Raw genomic sequence first — 15,400 nt, forward strand, 5'->3', positions numbered from 1 at the left:
GTATCCGCTCGAAAAATACCAAGGAGACAGGCATGAAGAAGCGCTTCATTCCGGCCATGCAAGCCGGTCCGATCAAACACGCCGCGGCAGTCGCGCTCCTCACGGCGAGCGCGGCGTTCGCAACATCGAACGCGCAGGCCTGGACTCTGAAGGAAGCGGCGCAGCCGTATTCGGGCACCACGATCAAGGCTATCTTTCTCGATCGTCCCGGCTACAAGGCCGCGCAGCAACTCATTCCGCAGTTCGAAAAGGAAACGGGCATCAAGGTGCGCTGGGAAGTGATTCCCTATGAGAATACGCGCGAAAAGGAAGTGCTCAACTTCGTCGGCGGCGGCGACCAGGACATCGTGCTCGTGGACGTCGTGTGGATCGGCGAATTCGCGAGCAACAAGTGGCTCGTGCCGATCAAGAAGTTCACCGACGATCCGAAGCTCGCGGATCCGAATCTCAACCTGAAGGGCTTCTTTCCGATCCTGCTCGATTCGTTCGGCTCGTGGGACAAGGTCACATACGGCCTGCCGTTCGATAACTACTCGGGCCTGATGTTCTACAACAAGTGCATGTTGAAGGACGCGGGCTTCGACGAGCCGCCGAAGACCTGGGACGACTTGCTCAACACCTACGCGCCGAAGCTCACGAAGGGCGACAAGTTCGCGTTCGCGCTGCAATCGCGGCGAGGCGAAACGCAGTCGGCCGATAGCTTCATGCGCGTGCTGTGGCCGAACGGCGGGTCGCTTCTCGATGCGAAGTTCAAGTCGAATCTGATGTCGCCGCAATCGCAGGCGGGCCTCGAATATCGGCAGAAGCTGATGAAGTACATGCCGCCGGGCATCGTCGACTTCGATCACGCCGAAGCGGTCAACGCGCTTGCGCAAGGACAGGTCGCGATGATTACCGAGTGGTCCGCGTTCTATCCCACGCTCACCGATCCGAGCAAGTCGAAGATCGGCAACTGTCTCGCGATCACCACCGAACCGAAGGGACCGGCCGGACTTAAGCCCGCGCTCGGCGGCTTCTCGCTTGCAGTGAACGCGAAGTCGAATGCGAAGAAGCAGGCCGCGTCGTGGCTCTTCATTCAATGGATCACGTCCGAAGCCATGGCGAAGCCTTATCTCGAAGCGGGCGGCGTGCCGGCGCGCATGGCGATCTATGAGGACAAGGCCGTGCAGGACAAGTATCCGTTCGTGAAGCCGATGGTCGAATCGTGGCAGGGCGGCGTGCCGGATTATCGTCCGCGCTTCCCGGAGTGGCCGGCGATTTCGGAAGTCATCGGCGAATGGGGCAGCAAGATGATGCTCGGCCAGGTGACGGTGAAGGAGGGCGCGCAGACCATCGGTCAGAAGACCGAGGACATCCTGAAGAAAGCGGGCTATTACGACGGCAAGAAGCCTTTGCTGAAGTAATTCTGTTCACGGGACCGGAGGCGATCGAATGGCATCACCTGTAATGCATGCGCGCGGACCGCGCAAGCCCGCGCGCTACTTCGGCGTCCTGCCGCGTTCGCCCGCCTTCTGGTTCCTGATACCCGCGATCGCGGCGCTCGCGATCATCGGCATCTATCCGCTGCTGCTTGCGCTCTATAACTCGTTTCATCAATACAAGCTCGCGGACCTGGCCTCGGGCACGCCGTTCGTCGGCGTCGATAACTACATCGCGACGCTGACCGATCCGACCTTCTGGGAAGCGCTCGGACGCACGGCATTGTTCCTGTGCGTGACCTTGCCGATCGAAGTCGCGCTCGGGCTCTTTGCAGCGCTGCTGTTGCATCGCACGGAGCTGCCGTGGATGCGGGCGGCGGCGCGCGTGAGTCTCGTCATTCCGATGGCGACGACGTATGCGGTGGTCGGGCTCATCGGCCGCCTGATCTTCAATCGGCAGTTCGGCGTGGCGAACTATCTGACAGGTCTCATCGGCATTCCGCCGCAGGACTGGCTTGCGGACCCGACGCTCGCGTTCGTCTCCGTGATGATCATGGATATCTGGCAATGGACGCCCTTCTGCGCGCTGATCCTGCTCGCCGGGCTTTCGATGGTGCCGAAGGAAGCCGAAGAAGCAGCGCGCCTCGAAACGCCGAAGTGGAGCATGATTTTGTGGCACCTGCAGCGTCCGTATCTTCTTCCGGGTCTCACTGCGATTCTTATTCTTCGTTCCGCCGATATGCTGAAGATGTTCGACGCCGTCTTCACGATGACGCGCGGCGGGCCCGGCGCCGCGACGGAATTCATCAGCGTCTATATCCAGCGCGTCGGCTTTCGTCTCTTCGATCAGGGCATGGCTTCCGCACAGGCGATCATCCTGCTCATTCTGACGATCGTGCTGTCGCGTCTCTATATTCGCTTCGTGTATCGGGAGGCCGCGTGAGTTCGATAGGCATGCAAGGCACGCAACGCGCAAAGCGCGCACGCGCGGCAAGAAAACGCGCTACTGTATGGCACTTTCTGGGCCTCGTCGTAGTGTTCATGTCGTCGGTGTTTCCGTTCTACTGGATGGTCACGACGAGCCTCAAGAGTCAGGCCGATGCGCTCGCGTACCCGCCGAAATGGCTGTTCTCGCCGACGTTTCATCACTACTCGGCAGCACTGTTCGAACATGACGTCGCGAGCAGTTTGCTGAACTCGCTCATCATCGCCAGCAGCACGACCGTCCTCGCCATCCTGCTTGGCACGCCAGCCGCTTATGCGCTCGCGCGCTACGAATTTCGCGGCAAGGAAGACCTCTGGTTCTGGTTCATCTCGAACCGCATGGTGAGTCCCGTCGTGCTCGCGGTGCCGTTCTTTCTGATCGCGACGAAGCTCGATCTCGTCGATACGCATATCGTGCTGATCCTGCTGTATCTGACGTTCTCGCTGCCCATCGTCGTATGGATCTGCACGGACCAGTTCCGCAACATTCCCGTCGAGCTCGACGAAGCCGCGCGTCTCGATGGCGCATCGCCGTGGCGCGTGTTCTGGCGCATCAATCTGCCGCTCGCGATGCCGGGCATCGTCGTATCGGCGATCTTCGCGTTCATCTTCTCGTGGAACGATCTGCTATATGCGCTCGTGCTCACGCGCAGCGACGCGATTACCTCGCCGGTTGCGGCGACGAGCTACATGAGCGGTTATGAATTGCCCTGGGGCGAGATCATGGCGACGGGCACGCTGATCGTGCTGCCCATGGTCGTGTTCGCGCTGGCCGTGTCCGGGCGATTGGTGCAAGGGCTCACGATGGGCGCGGTGAAATAAAATCGCGCGGCCTTTCATTGAACAACAGGACAACATGAGCAAGAGCGCACCGCCCATCGCCATCGCGGAAGCGGACGATTCCATCGATTCGGAAGAAGAACTGCAGGCGCGCGTCGCGTGGCATTACTACGTCGGCAATCTGACGCAGCAGGAAATCGCGCAGCGCATCGGCAGCAATCGCGTGCGCGTGAACCGGCTGCTTGCGGCGAGCCGCGAGTCCGGCCTCGTGCAGATCACGATCAATAGCAAGATCGTGCCATGCGTCGCGCTGGAAGAAGCGCTCGCGAAACGCTTCGGCCTCGAATGCGCGGTGGTCGTGCCGAGCGGCGCGAACAACGAGGCGAACAATGCGGCGCTCGGCATCGGCGCGGCGTCGTACTTCGCGAGGCAGATAGTTGCAGGGCAAACTATCGGCCTCGGCTGGGGCCGCACGATCCGCGCCGTGTTGCGCGCGCTGCCGCAGCGCACGTACGGCGCGGTGTCGGCGGTGTCGCTGCAGGGCGGGCTGTCGCATTGCCCGAGTATCAATACGTTCGATATCGTGTCGGACTTCGCGAACATCTGCCGCGCCGACAGTTATCTGTTCGCCGCGCCGATCTACGTGAGCAGCCAGAAAGCGCGCGACGTGATCCTGCAGGAAGAAACCGTGCGCGAGACCTATGAACTCGCGCGCAGTGCCGATCTCGCCTTGCTGACGTGCGGCGATCTGACGGAATCGCTCGTCGTGACATACGGCATCGACAATCCGGAGCAATTGCGCACGTTGCAGAAGGCGGGCGCGGTCGGCGACATGCTCGGCCACTTCATGGATGAAGACGGGGAGCTGATCGATCATCCGTTGAATCGACGCACCGTGGCGATCACGCTGGACGACCTGCGCAAGATCAAACGCGTGATTCTCGTGAGCGGCGGCAAGAAGAAATTTCATGTCACGCGCGCGGCATTGCGCGGGCGTTATCCATCCGTGCTCGTGACCGACGAGGACACCGCAAGACGCCTGTGCGACGAGCCCTGAAGACGACACCATGACGACCATCGACAGAAATCGCGAATTCGCGGGCAAGACCGTGCTCGTCACGGGGGCGGGCAAGGGCATCGGTCATGCAACGGTTCATCTGCTGATCGAGCGTGGCGCGCGTGTCATTGCATTGAGCCGCAGCGCAGCCGATCTCGATCTGCTGAAGAAGGAGACGGGTTGCGAGATCATTGCCGCCGATCTCGCCGATGCCGACGCCGCACGCGAAGCGGCGCGCGCCGTTCAGCCCGTCGATCTGCTCGTGAACAACGCGGGCATCGCGGTGTTGGAGCCGTTTCTCGATACGACCGTCGAAGCCTTCGATCTGACGATGAACGTCAACGTGCGCGCAGCGATGATCGTCGCGCAAGAGTGCGCGAAGAACATGATCGCGCGTGGCGCGGGCGGTTCGATCGTGAACGTATCGAGCCTGTCGGCGAATGTGGGCTTCGCGCTGCACGCGTCGTATTGCGCATCGAAAGGCGGACTCGACGCGATGACGCGCGTCATGGCCAACGAGCTCGGCCCGCACGGCATACGCGTGAACGCGGTGCTCCCGACCGTCACGATGACCCCGATGGGTGAAAGAGCGTGGAGCGATCCCGCCAAATCCGAACCGATGCTTGCGCGCATTCCGATGAACCGCTTCGTGGAGCCGGTGGAAGTCGCGCGCACGATTGCCTATCTGCTTTCCGACGATTCGAGCATGGTCAGCGGCGTGAGCCTGTTGGTCGATGGCGGATTTCAGGCGCGCTGAGATTAGCTTCGCGATTCAATCAACGACACCGGAGACTTGTAATGGCCGATTCACAGATGACCGCGATCGTATGCCGCGCGCCGAAAGACTATCGCGTCGAACGCGTGCAACGCCCGAGCGCGGCGAGAAACGAACTCGTGATCCGCATTGCGGCATGCGGCATTTGCGCGAGCGATTGCAAATGCTGGTCGGGCGCGAAGATGTTCTGGGGCGGCCCGAATCCGTGGGTCAAGGCGCCGGTCATTCCGGGACACGAGTTCTTCGGTTATGTCGAAGAACTGGGCGAGGGCGCGGAAGAACATTTTGGCGTGAAGAAGGGCGATCGCGTGATTGCCGAGCAAATCGTGCCTTGTGCGAAATGCCGCTATTGCAAGTCGGGCGAGTACTGGATGTGCGAAGTGCATAACATCTTCGGCTTCCAGCGCGAAGTCGCCGATGGCGGCATGGCCGAATACATGCGCTTTCCGCCGACGGCGATCGTGCATAAGATTCCGGACGGCATTTCACTGGAAGATGCGGCGATCATCGAGCCGCTTGCGTGCGCGATCCATACGGTAAATCGCGGCGATATCCAGTTGAGCGATGTCGTTGTGATCGCGGGCGCGGGGCCACTCGGTCTGATGATGACGCAAGTCGCGCATCTGAAGACGCCGAAGAAGCTCGTCGTGATCGATCTCGTCGAAGAGCGGCTCGCGTTGGCGCGCGAGTACGGCGCGGACATCACGATCAACCCGAAGACCGACGATGCGCTCGAAACGATTCGCTCGATCACCGATCGCTATGGCTGCGACGTATATATCGAAACGACCGGCGTTCCTGCGGGCGTTACGCAAGGACTGGAGCTGATTCGCAAGCTCGGCCGCTTCGTCGAGTTCTCCGTGTTCGGCGCGGATACAACCGTCGACTGGTCGATCATCGGGGATCGCAAGGAGCTCGACGTGCGCGGCGCGCATCTCGGACCGTATTGCTATCCGATCGCGATCGATCTGCTCGCGCGCGGACTCGTCACGTCGAAGGGCATCGTCACGCATGGCTTCACGCTCGACGAGTGGGACGAAGCCATCAGGATCGCGAATTCGCTCGATTCGATCAAGGTGCTGCTCAAGCCGTAACGACTGCCGGCGTGCGCGTCGCGATTCCGATGCATGCGTTCGCGCCGGAGACGTTCGAGTCGTTCAGGATCTGATGATGTGAAAACCATGCGCCATGCGTTGCATTGCATGGCGCATCGTTCACGAAAGCGACACGCCCAGCAACTTGCCGATTCCATATGTGCAAGCGGCCGCGATCATTCCGATCAACGCTTGTCGCACGGCGGAAAACAGCGCGCCGCGTCCATTGAACAGCGACGTGAACACGCCGATGCCCGCAAGCCCGAGTCCGCTCAAAACGATGCATTGCACGATGCCTTCCGTACCGCTTGCCCAAAGAAAGGCGATGGCCGGAATGATCGCGCCCACGGCGAACAACGTGAACGATGCGAGCGCGGCCGTCCAGGGATTGCCGCCCAACTCGCGCGGATCGAGGCCGAGTTCTTCGCGCGTCAGCGTGTCGAGCGCCTTGTCCTTGTCGCGCATGATTTGCGCGGCGACGCGTTTCGCTTCGGCTGCATCGATGCCCTTTGCCTGATAGATGAGCGCGAGCTCATGCCGCTCCGCGTCGGGCATATGATCGAGCTCGTCCTTCTCCCGCGCGATTTGCGTGCGCGCGAGTTCGCGCGCATTCGTGACAGAGAGCCATTCGCCGAGCGCCATCGATGCCGCGCCCGCGATGAGTCCCGCGAACGCCGTGAGCAGGACCGTTTTGCTATCGCTGCCTGCACCCGCGACGCCCATGATGAGGCAAAAGTTCGACACGAGGCCGTCGTTCGCGCCGAGCACTGCGGCACGTAAATCGTTGCCCGATGCGACGCCGCGATGCCACGACTCGGCCGCTGCGATCGCACTGCCTTTACTCAGCCCTTTGCTGCGACTCGCGACTTCCTGCACGATATCCGCGTGATGCCGCTCTTCCGCCGACATCTGCGCGGCATCGGGTTGGCCGGCATATTTATCGCGATCGGCCATTTCGTTTGCGGCGACCGAGCGCAACACGAAGTCCGGTCCGAACGCGCGTGCGAGCGTACGCATGATCCGCGTTTTTGCGCTGATGCGATGCGTTCGAACGGACACGCCATTCGCGCGCAATTTCGCGGCCCATATGTCCGCATGACGGCGCTCCGCTTCGGCCAGCTCGGCATAAACGCGCCGCTTGTCGTCCTGCTTTTCCGCTCGTGCGAGCGTGTCGTAGAGCGCGGCGCTGTCGAGTTCGTCCGCGAGATTGGAGGTAAAGCGCTTGAGTTCTGTCTGGGACGCCATGACGTCACCTTTATCGTTCGTCTCGTTGATTCAAGAGTAAAGACGAACGACATGTCGCGTTGCTAATAGCCCTACGATGCGCGCTGAGTGAGAATTGAATCGCGTCTCATCGTCGTCATTGTTTAGATGGGGCTTGATTGAATCTCGAATGGAGCGACGTGCGAATCTTTCTCGCGACTGCGCGAAGCGGTACGTTCGGCGCGGCAGCGAGGAGCGTGTTTCGCCTAAAGCGAAGATCGTTTTCGGCAGCAACAATCGCGATGCGCAGGCAACGATGTGCGCATCGGGTGCCGGCTATGCGGTATTGCCGTGTCCGTTAGGCGATGCCGATGCGCGCCTCAAGCGCTTCGATGTTGGTGTAGCGCCAGCCGGAAGAGACGCGATGCCGACGCTAGGCGAAGGTATCAATCGGTATCAATCGATTAGCGATGCAACTAACTGTCCTTTGCACTTATCCACTTCGAATCCGAGCCCAGGCCAGCAAAAGAATCGAATGAGCGAGCAGTCGGAGTTTTAGGCAATCAAAGAACTACTTCAAGGCCGCGCACCAAATCGATGCGTATTAGCGAAGCTATCCGCAGGCGCTACACGATCCAAGCTCGATTTTTAAAGCGGCGCTACAATCCCGATGCCTAAAACCGACTGGCGCCCCACACAGTCGGCTATTTGCGATATCCGCTGAAACCACTCAAAAAGCCGGAGCGCTCATGACCACGCTTTCCATTAACGGCCAGAATCATTCGGTCGATGCGCCACCCGACATGCCGCTTCTCTGGGTATTGCGCGACATCGTAGGACTCACAGGAACCAAATTCGGCTGCGGCATTGCGCAATGCGGTGCGTGTACCGTTCACCTCGATGGCGTCGCGGTTCGTTCATGCGTTTTACCGATTGCCGCCGTTGGCGATCGCAAGGTGACGACGATCGAAGGCATCGGCGAAACACCCGCCGGCAAGAAAGTGCAAGCGGCCTGGCGTTCGCTCGATGTCGTGCAATGCGGGTACTGTCAGTCTGGACAAGTCATGTCCGCCGCGGCATTGCTCGCGACAGTCTCCGATCCCAACGACTCCGATATCGATGCCGCGATGGCGGGCAACATCTGCCGCTGCGGCACTTATCACCGCATTCGCGCCGCCATCAAGCAGGCCGCAAAGGAGGCGTGACATGTCGCAAGGATTGATCGAGGCGGGGCGTCATGCGGCTCGCGCGGGATTGTCGCGCCGCACGTTTCTGAAGTTCGGCGTGACCGCCGGCGTCGCTGCAAGCGGCGGATTGCTGATCGGCTTCAGCTTGCCGGCCGCGAGCCAGGATCAGGGCAAAGGCAAGTCGGTTATCGGAGGCGATGGCGTCGAGTCCGCGCAAGAAGGCGTATTCGCACCGAACGCGTTCGTGCAGATCGACAAGAGCGGCAAGGTCGTGCTCATCATGCCGAAGGTCGAAATGGGACAAGGCGTCTATACCGCGTTGCCCATGTTGATAGCCGAGGAGCTCGAAGTGCCGCTCGATAGCGTCACGATCGATCATGCGCCGCCGAACGAAAAACTTTTCACGGACCCGCTGTTGGGCGGTCAATTGACAGGCGGTTCGACGTCCGTGCGCTATGCGTGGGAGCCGTTACGCAAAGCGGGCGCGGCCGCACGCATGATGCTCGTCGCGGCGGCGGCGCAGGAATGGAAATGCGATCCATCGTCTTGCCAGGCGCAAGGCGGCAAGGTTATGCATGCATCGGGAGAACGTAGCGCGAGTTATGGCGAGCTCGCCGAAGCGGCCGCGAAATTGCCCGTTCCGCAAGACATCAAATTAAAGGATCCGAATAACTTCAAGATCGTCGGCACGCCGGCGAAAAGGCTCGATTCGCCAGAGAAGGTCGATGGCACTGCAATGTTCGGTCTCGATGTGCGCTTACCCGACATGGTGTATGCAGCGATCGTGAATTGCCCCGTGTTCGGCGGAACGCTCGCATCCGTCGACGACAGCAATGCGAAGAAGATTCCCGGCGTGCGTCAGATCGTAAAGTTCGACAATGGCGTCGCGGTGATCGGCGATCATACATGGGCCGCCAAACGCGGCGCGGCTGCCTTGCAGATTCAATGGAACGAAGGCGCGAGCGCCAACGTATCGACGAAGCAGATCGTCGACGACATGGCCAATGCATCGCAGCGCACGGGCGCGGTGGCGCGTAAGGAAGGGAATGTCGACAATGCGTTTGCCAATGCGAAGACGCGCGTCGATGCGGTGTACGTTCAGCCGTTTCTCGCGCATGCGACGATGGAGCCGATCAACTGCACGGTGCACGTGCGCCCGGATGGGTGCGATATTTGGCTTGGCACGCAAGTGCCCACGCGTATCCGCGATGCCGGAATGAAAGCGACTGGCTTGCCTGCGGAAAAGATTCATGTGCATAACCATTTGCTCGGCGGCGGCTTCGGCAGGCGGCTCGAATTCGACATGGCCACGCAGGCGCTCAAGATCGGCAAGGCGCTCGGCGTTCCGGTCAAAGTAACGTGGTCGCGCGAGGAAGACATTCAGCACGACATGTATCGGCCGTGCTATTACGACAAGTTATCTGCGGGACTCGATGCCAACGGCAAGCCGGTTGCATGGACGCATCGCATCGTCGGGTCGTCTGTGCTTGCGCGTTTTGCGCCGCCGGCAGTAAAGGATGGGGTCGATCCCGATGCCGTCGAAGTGGCATCCGATCTTCCATACGACTTGCCCAATCAGCTCGTCGACTATGTGCGGCTCGAACCGCATGACGTGCCCACCGCATTCTGGCGCGGCGTGGGACCGACGCGTGGCACGTTCGTCGTGGAAAGCTTTATCGACGAATTGGCCGTGCAGGCGAAAGTCGACCCCGTCAAGTATCGGCGAGATCTGCTTGGCAAGTCGCCGCGCGCACGCAACGTGCTCGATGTCGCGACGCAGGCGGCGGGCTGGGGACAGCAATCCATGCCGCAGGGACAAGGGCGCGGCGTTTCGGTGATGCACGCATTCGGCAGTTTCTTCGCCATCGTCGCGGATGTCGCTGTCGACAAAGACGGCGAGGTGAAGGTGAATCGCATCGTGTGCGCCGTCGATTGCGGCATGGTCGTCAATCCCAATACGGTTGAAGCGCAAGTGCAAGGCGGCATCATATTCGGCATTACCGCCGCGCTCTATAGCGAAATCACGATCAAGGACGGACGCGTCGAACAAAGCAATTTCACCGACTATCGAATGCTGCGCATTCACGAAACGCCGCCGGTGGAGGTGCATATCGTCAAAAGCACGGAAGCTCCTGGCGGCATCGGCGAACCGGGCACAGCGGCGCTTGCGCCGGCTATCACGAATGCGATCCATGCCGCAACGGGCAAGCGATTGAGGCGCTTGCCCGTAGGCGATCAATTGCGTAGCGCCTGAGGAGCCCGTCATGAAGAACGCATTCAAGCCTCTCTTTGCGATGCTGTTTGCATTGGCGTCCTCGGCTCATGCAGCCGACGATGCACTCGTCACGCGTGGCGCCTATCTCGCGCGAGCAGGCGATTGCGTCGCTTGTCACTCGACTCAAAAAGGCAAGCCGCTCGCAGGCGGTTTGCCGATGATGACGCCGTTGGGCGCGATCTATACGACCAATATCACGCCCGATCCGGACACGGGAATCGGCCGCTACACGGAAGAGGACTTCGCGCGCGCCTTGCGCGAGGGCGTTGCGAAGGATGGGCATAACCTTTATCCGGCGATGCCTTACCCTTCTTATGCAAAGATAAACGACGAGGACATGCATGCGCTGTACGCGTATTTCATGCATGGCGTCACACCCGTCAAGCAGCCCAATCGTGAGCCGGACATGAAATGGCCGCTCAATATGCGCTGGCCGCTTAAGCTATGGAACGCGGTCTTTCTGGAAAAGGGCGTTTATCAGAACAAATCCGGAAAGGATGTCGCGTGGAATCGTGGCGCTTATCTCATTCAGGGACTCGGACATTGCGGCTCATGCCACACGCCGCGGGGCATCGCATTTCAGGAAAAAGGACTCGACGAAAGCAATAGCGCCTATTTGACGGGCGGCTTGCTCGATAACTGGTTCGCTTCCAACCTGACGGGCGAGCACAATACCGGCCTCGGGCGCTGGTCGGAGCAGGACATTGCCAGCTTTCTCAAGACGGGCGCGAACGCGCACGCGTCTGCATTGGGCTCGATGACGAGCGTCGTCAACAACAGCACGCAGATGTTGAGTGACGACGATCTTGCCGCGATGGCGCGCTATTTGAAGTCGTTGCCCGCGTCGGGGGGCAATGGTGGACCGCGCTATTCATATGATCCCAAAGCGACGAAAGTGTCCTTGTCGCGTCCGGCCGCATCGGATTCGGGAGCGCGGGTCTATACCGCCTATTGCTTGCATTGTCATGGTGCGGACGGCCGTGGCTTCGCACCCATGCTTGCGCCGCTCGCGGGCAATCCAAACGTTCTGGAAAAGGATGCATCGTCGCTGATCAACGTGACGCTGAACGGCACCGGCGATCTGGTTATCGGCGGCGTGCCCGCGCCTTACCCGATGCCGCGCTATGCACCCGTGCTGAACGATCAGCAGATCGCGGACGTACTTACTTTCATCCGGGGCGCGTGGAACAACGGCACGCCGGCTGTGCAGGCATCGGACGTGACGAAGATGCGCAAGGCGACGCAGTGAGTGTATGGGTCAGGAAGAAAAATCGATGACATCCAGGTGAATCGAACTGGATGGATGCGCGAGGAATTTGCGATGCACACGTGCACTGATGCGCTCATAACCATCGCTCAGGGCTTTTAGCAAGCGCTCGTCGCTTGCTCCTGTCGGTGCCCAAAAGCACTGTTCCAACGCCTTGCGCGTGATGTTGCATTGAATGGCCTGCTCGCGAGAGAACGCGACGAAGCTGACGGAGGCGCGGTCCGCCGAAATAGTGGCATGGATCAGGAGCTTGCTCGTCATGGTTCGACAGGAGAGATACGTTTCGCTGAATTTTATTGTGTCAGAATTTGGTGAACTCGCGAATCCTCGAATGAGCGCGAAACGTGCGCAAACGGCCAGAAGCAGGCGTTTTTCGCTTCAAGGCGGTTCCAACGCGGGGACAAACTTCATAGGAATGAATCGAACGTTCGTATTCGGCGTTCACCGACGTTAAAGATTTGCGGAGTAGTCTGAGGTGCAACCTGCGGGATTCGACGCCGCGCGAGATCCCATACCGGCAAGACTGGCGCGGTTGTCCATGAATGTCCATGAAAAATGAAAAGAAAAGCATGCTCAGGTGTACTACTCTAGGAACGATCATCGGAAGCGGCGCGGCACACCGCATCAGCAAGCGGGTCGTGCGGCGCATTCCCGGAACTTCACCGGCAACGTTCACGCGGCTTCTGTTGCGGCGGGCGTTGTCGCCAGCAGGAGCGGAACATGAAGCATCCATCGTTGATGGATCCCTGGAGCCGTACCCTGGCAATGCTCGACAGCCTTCCGAACCGCCCTTCGGAAGCGAACGAGAAGCTCTCACTGATGACACGACCGCTCGTACGGAATGTCCAAGGCAAGACCGCATGCATCGGATCCACCGACGGGCATTGCGTCAATATTCGCGTGCTGGAGCGCTTGAGCGAATCGACGCTCTCGCTATCCTGGCACGATCCCACGTCGTTCAATTACTCGGAGCAGGTCTGGGCCCTTTGCACTGCCCGCAAGCGCGGAACGTGCGCCCTGAGCGGTCAGGCGATCAGGCGCGGACAGCCTGTTTATAGGCCGAGGCGTGTCGGCAGTTCGGTCCCGCTCAATAGCGGCGCAATGATTCTGGCGCTTGCGCTCACTCCGGCTGAACAGGAAGCGAGCCTCGTTTCCGAGTGATCGGCTTTCGTCCGCGAGACGCGTGCGCGAAGCACGCGTCTGTGGCCACGCGCGACCTGCCTTGATGATTCAAAGGGATGCGATATCGCGTATCGTCTGATGAGCGGACGATGACCAAGCTCGTTCAAGTTCAGGTGTATCTGCGAGCGCGCTAACGACATCTGCGTTTTTCTTGCAAGAGCGCTTGGCTTGGGCGTTATCCATATAAGATCTGCAAAGGATGGCAATCGTGCGTCGTGCGGACGCATCACATTGCTCATTCCATTCGCCGCTTGCAGAAATCTATGGGAGGAGTTATGGCCACATTGGCACAGTTGGAAAGCCAGATTCAGAAATTGCAGCGTCGCGCGGATGTATTGCGGGAAAGAAAGTCGATCGAGGTCATCGCCAAAATTCGGGCAATGATGGACGAGTTCGGCTTGACCATTGCCGATCTCGCCAAGGCCGGTTCAGGCACGCGAAAAACACGCGGCCGTCCTGCGGGTTCTGGTCAATCGGCCGTTTGCAGAAAAGGAGCGACCAAGTCCAAGTTGCCGCCGAAATATCGCGACCCGGAATCGGGCGCCACCTGGAGCGGACATGCTCGTCCGCCCGCTTGGATCAAGGATGCGCCTGACCGCAGCGTGTATCTGATCAATGGTGCTGCCAGCAAGAACGGCGCGCGCAAAAGAAAGAGTGCACGGAACGCCGCTGCCTAAAGGTAAGGGAAGGCTTAGGCGAGCAAGGGACTGCGCACGCGGGAAAAACCGCTTGCCCGATCATAAGCAAGCCCGATCTGCAATACGCCAAGATCGCCTTGCGTCGGTCCAATGATTTGCAATCCGGCCGGCAAGCCGCCGGCACCCAATCCGGCTGGCGCGCTTAGCGCGGGCAGCGATGCCATCGTCGCCGGAACGACGGTCTCCATCCAGCGATGGTAGGTATCCATCTCGCGGCCGTCGATAACATGCGGCCAGTCCAAGTCCGCATCAAACGGAAAGACCTGCGCCGAAGGCAACACGAGATAGTCGAAACGATCGAATAGCGCATTGATTGCCTGATACCAGGCCGTCCGATCGCGAATTGCACGGGACGCATCTTCTCCCGATAACTTCAGACCTCGTTCAATCTCCCATACCGCTTCCGGTTTGAGCAACTTTCTCTTGGCGGCGTCGCGATAAAGCGGCGCATTGGTGCCGGAGAAGGTAAGGCTGCGCAAATCGATCCAGGCTTTCCATAGACAGTCGAGATCAAAGTCGATATCGGCAGCCTCCACGATGCAGCCCGCCGTTTCGAAGTGACGCAGCGCGGATAAATACGTCTCCATCAAACCCGCTTCCATCGGCAGATGTCCGTTCAGGTCGCCGAGCCAGCCAATACGCGTGCCGCGCACATCGCGCTCGAGCGCGTTCGCGAAGTCGGCGGGCTTGTCGTTTCTGCGTGAAAGAGGCGCGCGGACGTCGAAGCCGGCCTGTACCGACAACAATAGTCCCAGATCGGGAATGGTTCGCGCGATCGGCCCGGCGACGCTGAATTGCTGGAAGAAGACGTCGTCGCTTGGCGCATACGGCACGCATCCTGGCGTCGTGCGAAAGCCGAAGACGTTATTGAATGCAGCGGGCGTGCGCAGTGAGCCCATCATGTCGGTGCCGTCCGCGAAGGGCAGCATGTGCAACGCGACGGAAACCGCCGCGCCGCCGCTGCTTCCGCCGCCCGAACGCGATTGGTCGAAGGCGTTGCGCGTGGTCCCGTACACCGGGTTATAGGTATGTCCGCCCAAGCCGAATTCCGGCGAATTAGTGCGGCCAATGAATATCGCGCCCGCGTTGCGCATGCGCTCGAAGATGACGGCGTCCATCTTCGAAAGTTCGCCTGCATAGAGAGGAGAGCCTTTCGTCGTGACCATTCCCGCGACGGGAAGGATATCTTTGGGCGCTAGTGGAAAGCCATGCAGAGGTCCAAGGCTCTCTCCGCGGGATAGCTGTGCATCGCGCTCGGCGGCGAGAGAGCGTAGTGCATCGCGATCCTGCATCGCAACGATCGCATTCACGACAGGATTGAAGCGATCGATTTGCGCTAGATAGGCGTTCATCACTTCGACGCACGAGACGTCGCGCGCATGAATTGCTCGAGTCAGCGCGATAGCTTCGAGCGAAACAATATCCTTATCGGGCGTTGAGACGGACTTTGCGTCGAGTGCGGTCATGGCTATGTCGTGAA

The 15,400-nt window shown here is 60.1% G+C and carries 14 protein-coding genes; 11 read left to right on the forward strand and 3 right to left on the reverse strand.

Annotated elements, in window-relative coordinates; translation table 11 throughout:
• The first annotated feature begins 32 nt into the window (after nt 1-32).
• The 6 genes from NCS67_RS20905 to NCS67_RS20930 are packed head-to-tail and all read left to right on the forward strand — an operon-like array spanning nt 33 to nt 6,108.
• On the forward strand, nt 33-1,403 hold the full coding sequence (locus NCS67_RS20905) for an ABC transporter substrate-binding protein (RefSeq protein WP_008347772.1): 1,371 nt from the start codon (nt 33-35) through the stop codon (nt 1,401-1,403).
• A gap of 28 nt (nt 1,404-1,431) precedes the next feature.
• Nucleotides 1,432-2,361, forward strand: a complete 930-nt coding sequence (locus tag NCS67_RS20910) for a carbohydrate ABC transporter permease (protein WP_235366216.1) — start codon at nt 1,432-1,434, stop codon at nt 2,359-2,361.
• Between the two features lie 11 nt (nt 2,362-2,372).
• The gene (locus tag NCS67_RS20915) at nt 2,373-3,224 is read left to right on the forward strand and encodes a carbohydrate ABC transporter permease (protein WP_008347776.1); all 852 of its coding nucleotides are present in this window, start codon (nt 2,373-2,375) and stop codon (nt 3,222-3,224) included.
• A gap of 34 nt (nt 3,225-3,258) precedes the next feature.
• Nucleotides 3,259-4,239 (forward strand): sugar-binding transcriptional regulator, encoded by a 981-nt coding sequence (locus tag NCS67_RS20920; protein ID WP_008347778.1) that lies wholly within the window; start codon nt 3,259-3,261, stop codon nt 4,237-4,239.
• Between the two features lie 10 nt (nt 4,240-4,249).
• Nucleotides 4,250-4,996: an SDR family oxidoreductase gene (locus tag NCS67_RS20925; RefSeq protein WP_008347780.1), complete on the forward strand. Its 747-nt coding sequence runs from the start codon at nt 4,250-4,252 to the stop codon at nt 4,994-4,996.
• Between the two features lie 41 nt (nt 4,997-5,037).
• Nucleotides 5,038-6,108: an alcohol dehydrogenase catalytic domain-containing protein gene (locus tag NCS67_RS20930; protein WP_175980628.1), complete on the forward strand. Its 1,071-nt coding sequence runs from the start codon at nt 5,038-5,040 to the stop codon at nt 6,106-6,108.
• Nucleotides 6,109-6,228: 120 nt separating this feature from the next.
• Here the strand turns inward: NCS67_RS20930 and NCS67_RS20935 are convergent, their stop codons facing one another.
• The gene (locus NCS67_RS20935) at nt 6,229-7,353 is read right to left on the reverse strand and encodes a VIT1/CCC1 transporter family protein (RefSeq protein ID WP_250436399.1); all 1,125 of its coding nucleotides are present in this window, start codon (nt 7,351-7,353) and stop codon (nt 6,229-6,231) included.
• A gap of 707 nt (nt 7,354-8,060) precedes the next feature.
• Here NCS67_RS20935 and NCS67_RS20940 point away from each other — a divergent pair.
• The 3 genes from NCS67_RS20940 to NCS67_RS20950 are packed head-to-tail and all read left to right on the forward strand — an operon-like array spanning nt 8,061 to nt 12,022.
• A complete protein-coding gene (locus NCS67_RS20940; RefSeq protein WP_008347788.1) occupies nt 8,061-8,516 on the forward strand; it encodes a (2Fe-2S)-binding protein in 456 nt (151 codons plus the stop codon).
• Nucleotide 8,517: 1 nt separating this feature from the next.
• A complete protein-coding gene (locus NCS67_RS20945; RefSeq protein ID WP_250436400.1) occupies nt 8,518-10,752 on the forward strand; it encodes a xanthine dehydrogenase family protein molybdopterin-binding subunit in 2,235 nt (744 codons plus the stop codon).
• Between the two features lie 10 nt (nt 10,753-10,762).
• Nucleotides 10,763-12,022: a c-type cytochrome gene (locus tag NCS67_RS20950; protein ID WP_250436401.1), complete on the forward strand. Its 1,260-nt coding sequence runs from the start codon at nt 10,763-10,765 to the stop codon at nt 12,020-12,022.
• A gap of 9 nt (nt 12,023-12,031) precedes the next feature.
• Here the strand turns inward: NCS67_RS20950 and NCS67_RS20955 are convergent, their stop codons facing one another.
• Nucleotides 12,032-12,301 (reverse strand): DUF1488 family protein, encoded by a 270-nt coding sequence (locus tag NCS67_RS20955; RefSeq protein ID WP_008347794.1) that lies wholly within the window; start codon nt 12,299-12,301, stop codon nt 12,032-12,034.
• Nucleotides 12,302-12,760: 459 nt separating this feature from the next.
• On the opposite strand from NCS67_RS20955, the gene NCS67_RS20960 reads away from it, so the two are divergent.
• Both NCS67_RS20960 and NCS67_RS20965 read left to right on the forward strand, forming a co-directional pair.
• On the forward strand, nt 12,761-13,201 hold the full coding sequence (locus NCS67_RS20960) for a DUF3331 domain-containing protein (RefSeq protein ID WP_008347795.1): 441 nt from the start codon (nt 12,761-12,763) through the stop codon (nt 13,199-13,201).
• A 296-nt stretch (nt 13,202-13,497) separates the two neighbouring features.
• Entirely contained in the window at nt 13,498-13,899 is a 402-nt protein-coding gene (locus NCS67_RS20965; protein ID WP_250436402.1) for an H-NS histone family protein, read from the forward strand.
• A gap of 14 nt (nt 13,900-13,913) precedes the next feature.
• Here the strand turns inward: NCS67_RS20965 and NCS67_RS20970 are convergent, their stop codons facing one another.
• The gene (locus NCS67_RS20970) at nt 13,914-15,386 is read right to left on the reverse strand and encodes an amidase (protein ID WP_250436403.1); all 1,473 of its coding nucleotides are present in this window, start codon (nt 15,384-15,386) and stop codon (nt 13,914-13,916) included.
• Nucleotides 15,387-15,400 lie beyond the last annotated feature (14 nt).

Origin of the sequence: Caballeronia sp. ATUFL_F2_KS9A, assembly GCF_023630765.1 — a bacterium.
GTDB lineage: Bacteria > Pseudomonadota > Gammaproteobacteria > Burkholderiales > Burkholderiaceae > Caballeronia > Caballeronia zhejiangensis.

What these genes read in the sequence shown, in the direction of transcription:
- NCS67_RS20905 (WP_008347772.1), top strand. Translation starts at nt 33, where the DNA reads ATGAAGAAGCGCTTCATTCCGGCCATGCAAGCCGGTCCGATCAAACAC.
- NCS67_RS20910 (WP_235366216.1), top strand. Translation starts at nt 1,432, where the DNA reads ATGGCATCACCTGTAATGCATGCGCGCGGACCGCGCAAGCCCGCGCGC.
- NCS67_RS20915 (WP_008347776.1), top strand. Translation starts at nt 2,373, where the DNA reads ATGCAAGGCACGCAACGCGCAAAGCGCGCACGCGCGGCAAGAAAACGC.
- NCS67_RS20920 (WP_008347778.1), top strand. Translation starts at nt 3,259, where the DNA reads ATGAGCAAGAGCGCACCGCCCATCGCCATCGCGGAAGCGGACGATTCC.
- NCS67_RS20925 (WP_008347780.1), top strand. Translation starts at nt 4,250, where the DNA reads ATGACGACCATCGACAGAAATCGCGAATTCGCGGGCAAGACCGTGCTC.
- NCS67_RS20930 (WP_175980628.1), top strand. Translation starts at nt 5,038, where the DNA reads ATGGCCGATTCACAGATGACCGCGATCGTATGCCGCGCGCCGAAAGAC.
- NCS67_RS20935 (WP_250436399.1), bottom strand. Translation starts at nt 7,353, where the DNA reads ATGGCGTCCCAGACAGAACTCAAGCGCTTTACCTCCAATCTCGCGGAC.
- NCS67_RS20940 (WP_008347788.1), top strand. Translation starts at nt 8,061, where the DNA reads ATGACCACGCTTTCCATTAACGGCCAGAATCATTCGGTCGATGCGCCA.
- NCS67_RS20945 (WP_250436400.1), top strand. Translation starts at nt 8,518, where the DNA reads ATGTCGCAAGGATTGATCGAGGCGGGGCGTCATGCGGCTCGCGCGGGA.
- NCS67_RS20950 (WP_250436401.1), top strand. Translation starts at nt 10,763, where the DNA reads ATGAAGAACGCATTCAAGCCTCTCTTTGCGATGCTGTTTGCATTGGCG.
- NCS67_RS20955 (WP_008347794.1), bottom strand. Translation starts at nt 12,301, where the DNA reads ATGACGAGCAAGCTCCTGATCCATGCCACTATTTCGGCGGACCGCGCC.
- NCS67_RS20960 (WP_008347795.1), top strand. Translation starts at nt 12,761, where the DNA reads ATGAAGCATCCATCGTTGATGGATCCCTGGAGCCGTACCCTGGCAATG.
- NCS67_RS20965 (WP_250436402.1), top strand. Translation starts at nt 13,498, where the DNA reads ATGGCCACATTGGCACAGTTGGAAAGCCAGATTCAGAAATTGCAGCGT.
- NCS67_RS20970 (WP_250436403.1), bottom strand. Translation starts at nt 15,386, where the DNA reads ATGACCGCACTCGACGCAAAGTCCGTCTCAACGCCCGATAAGGATATT.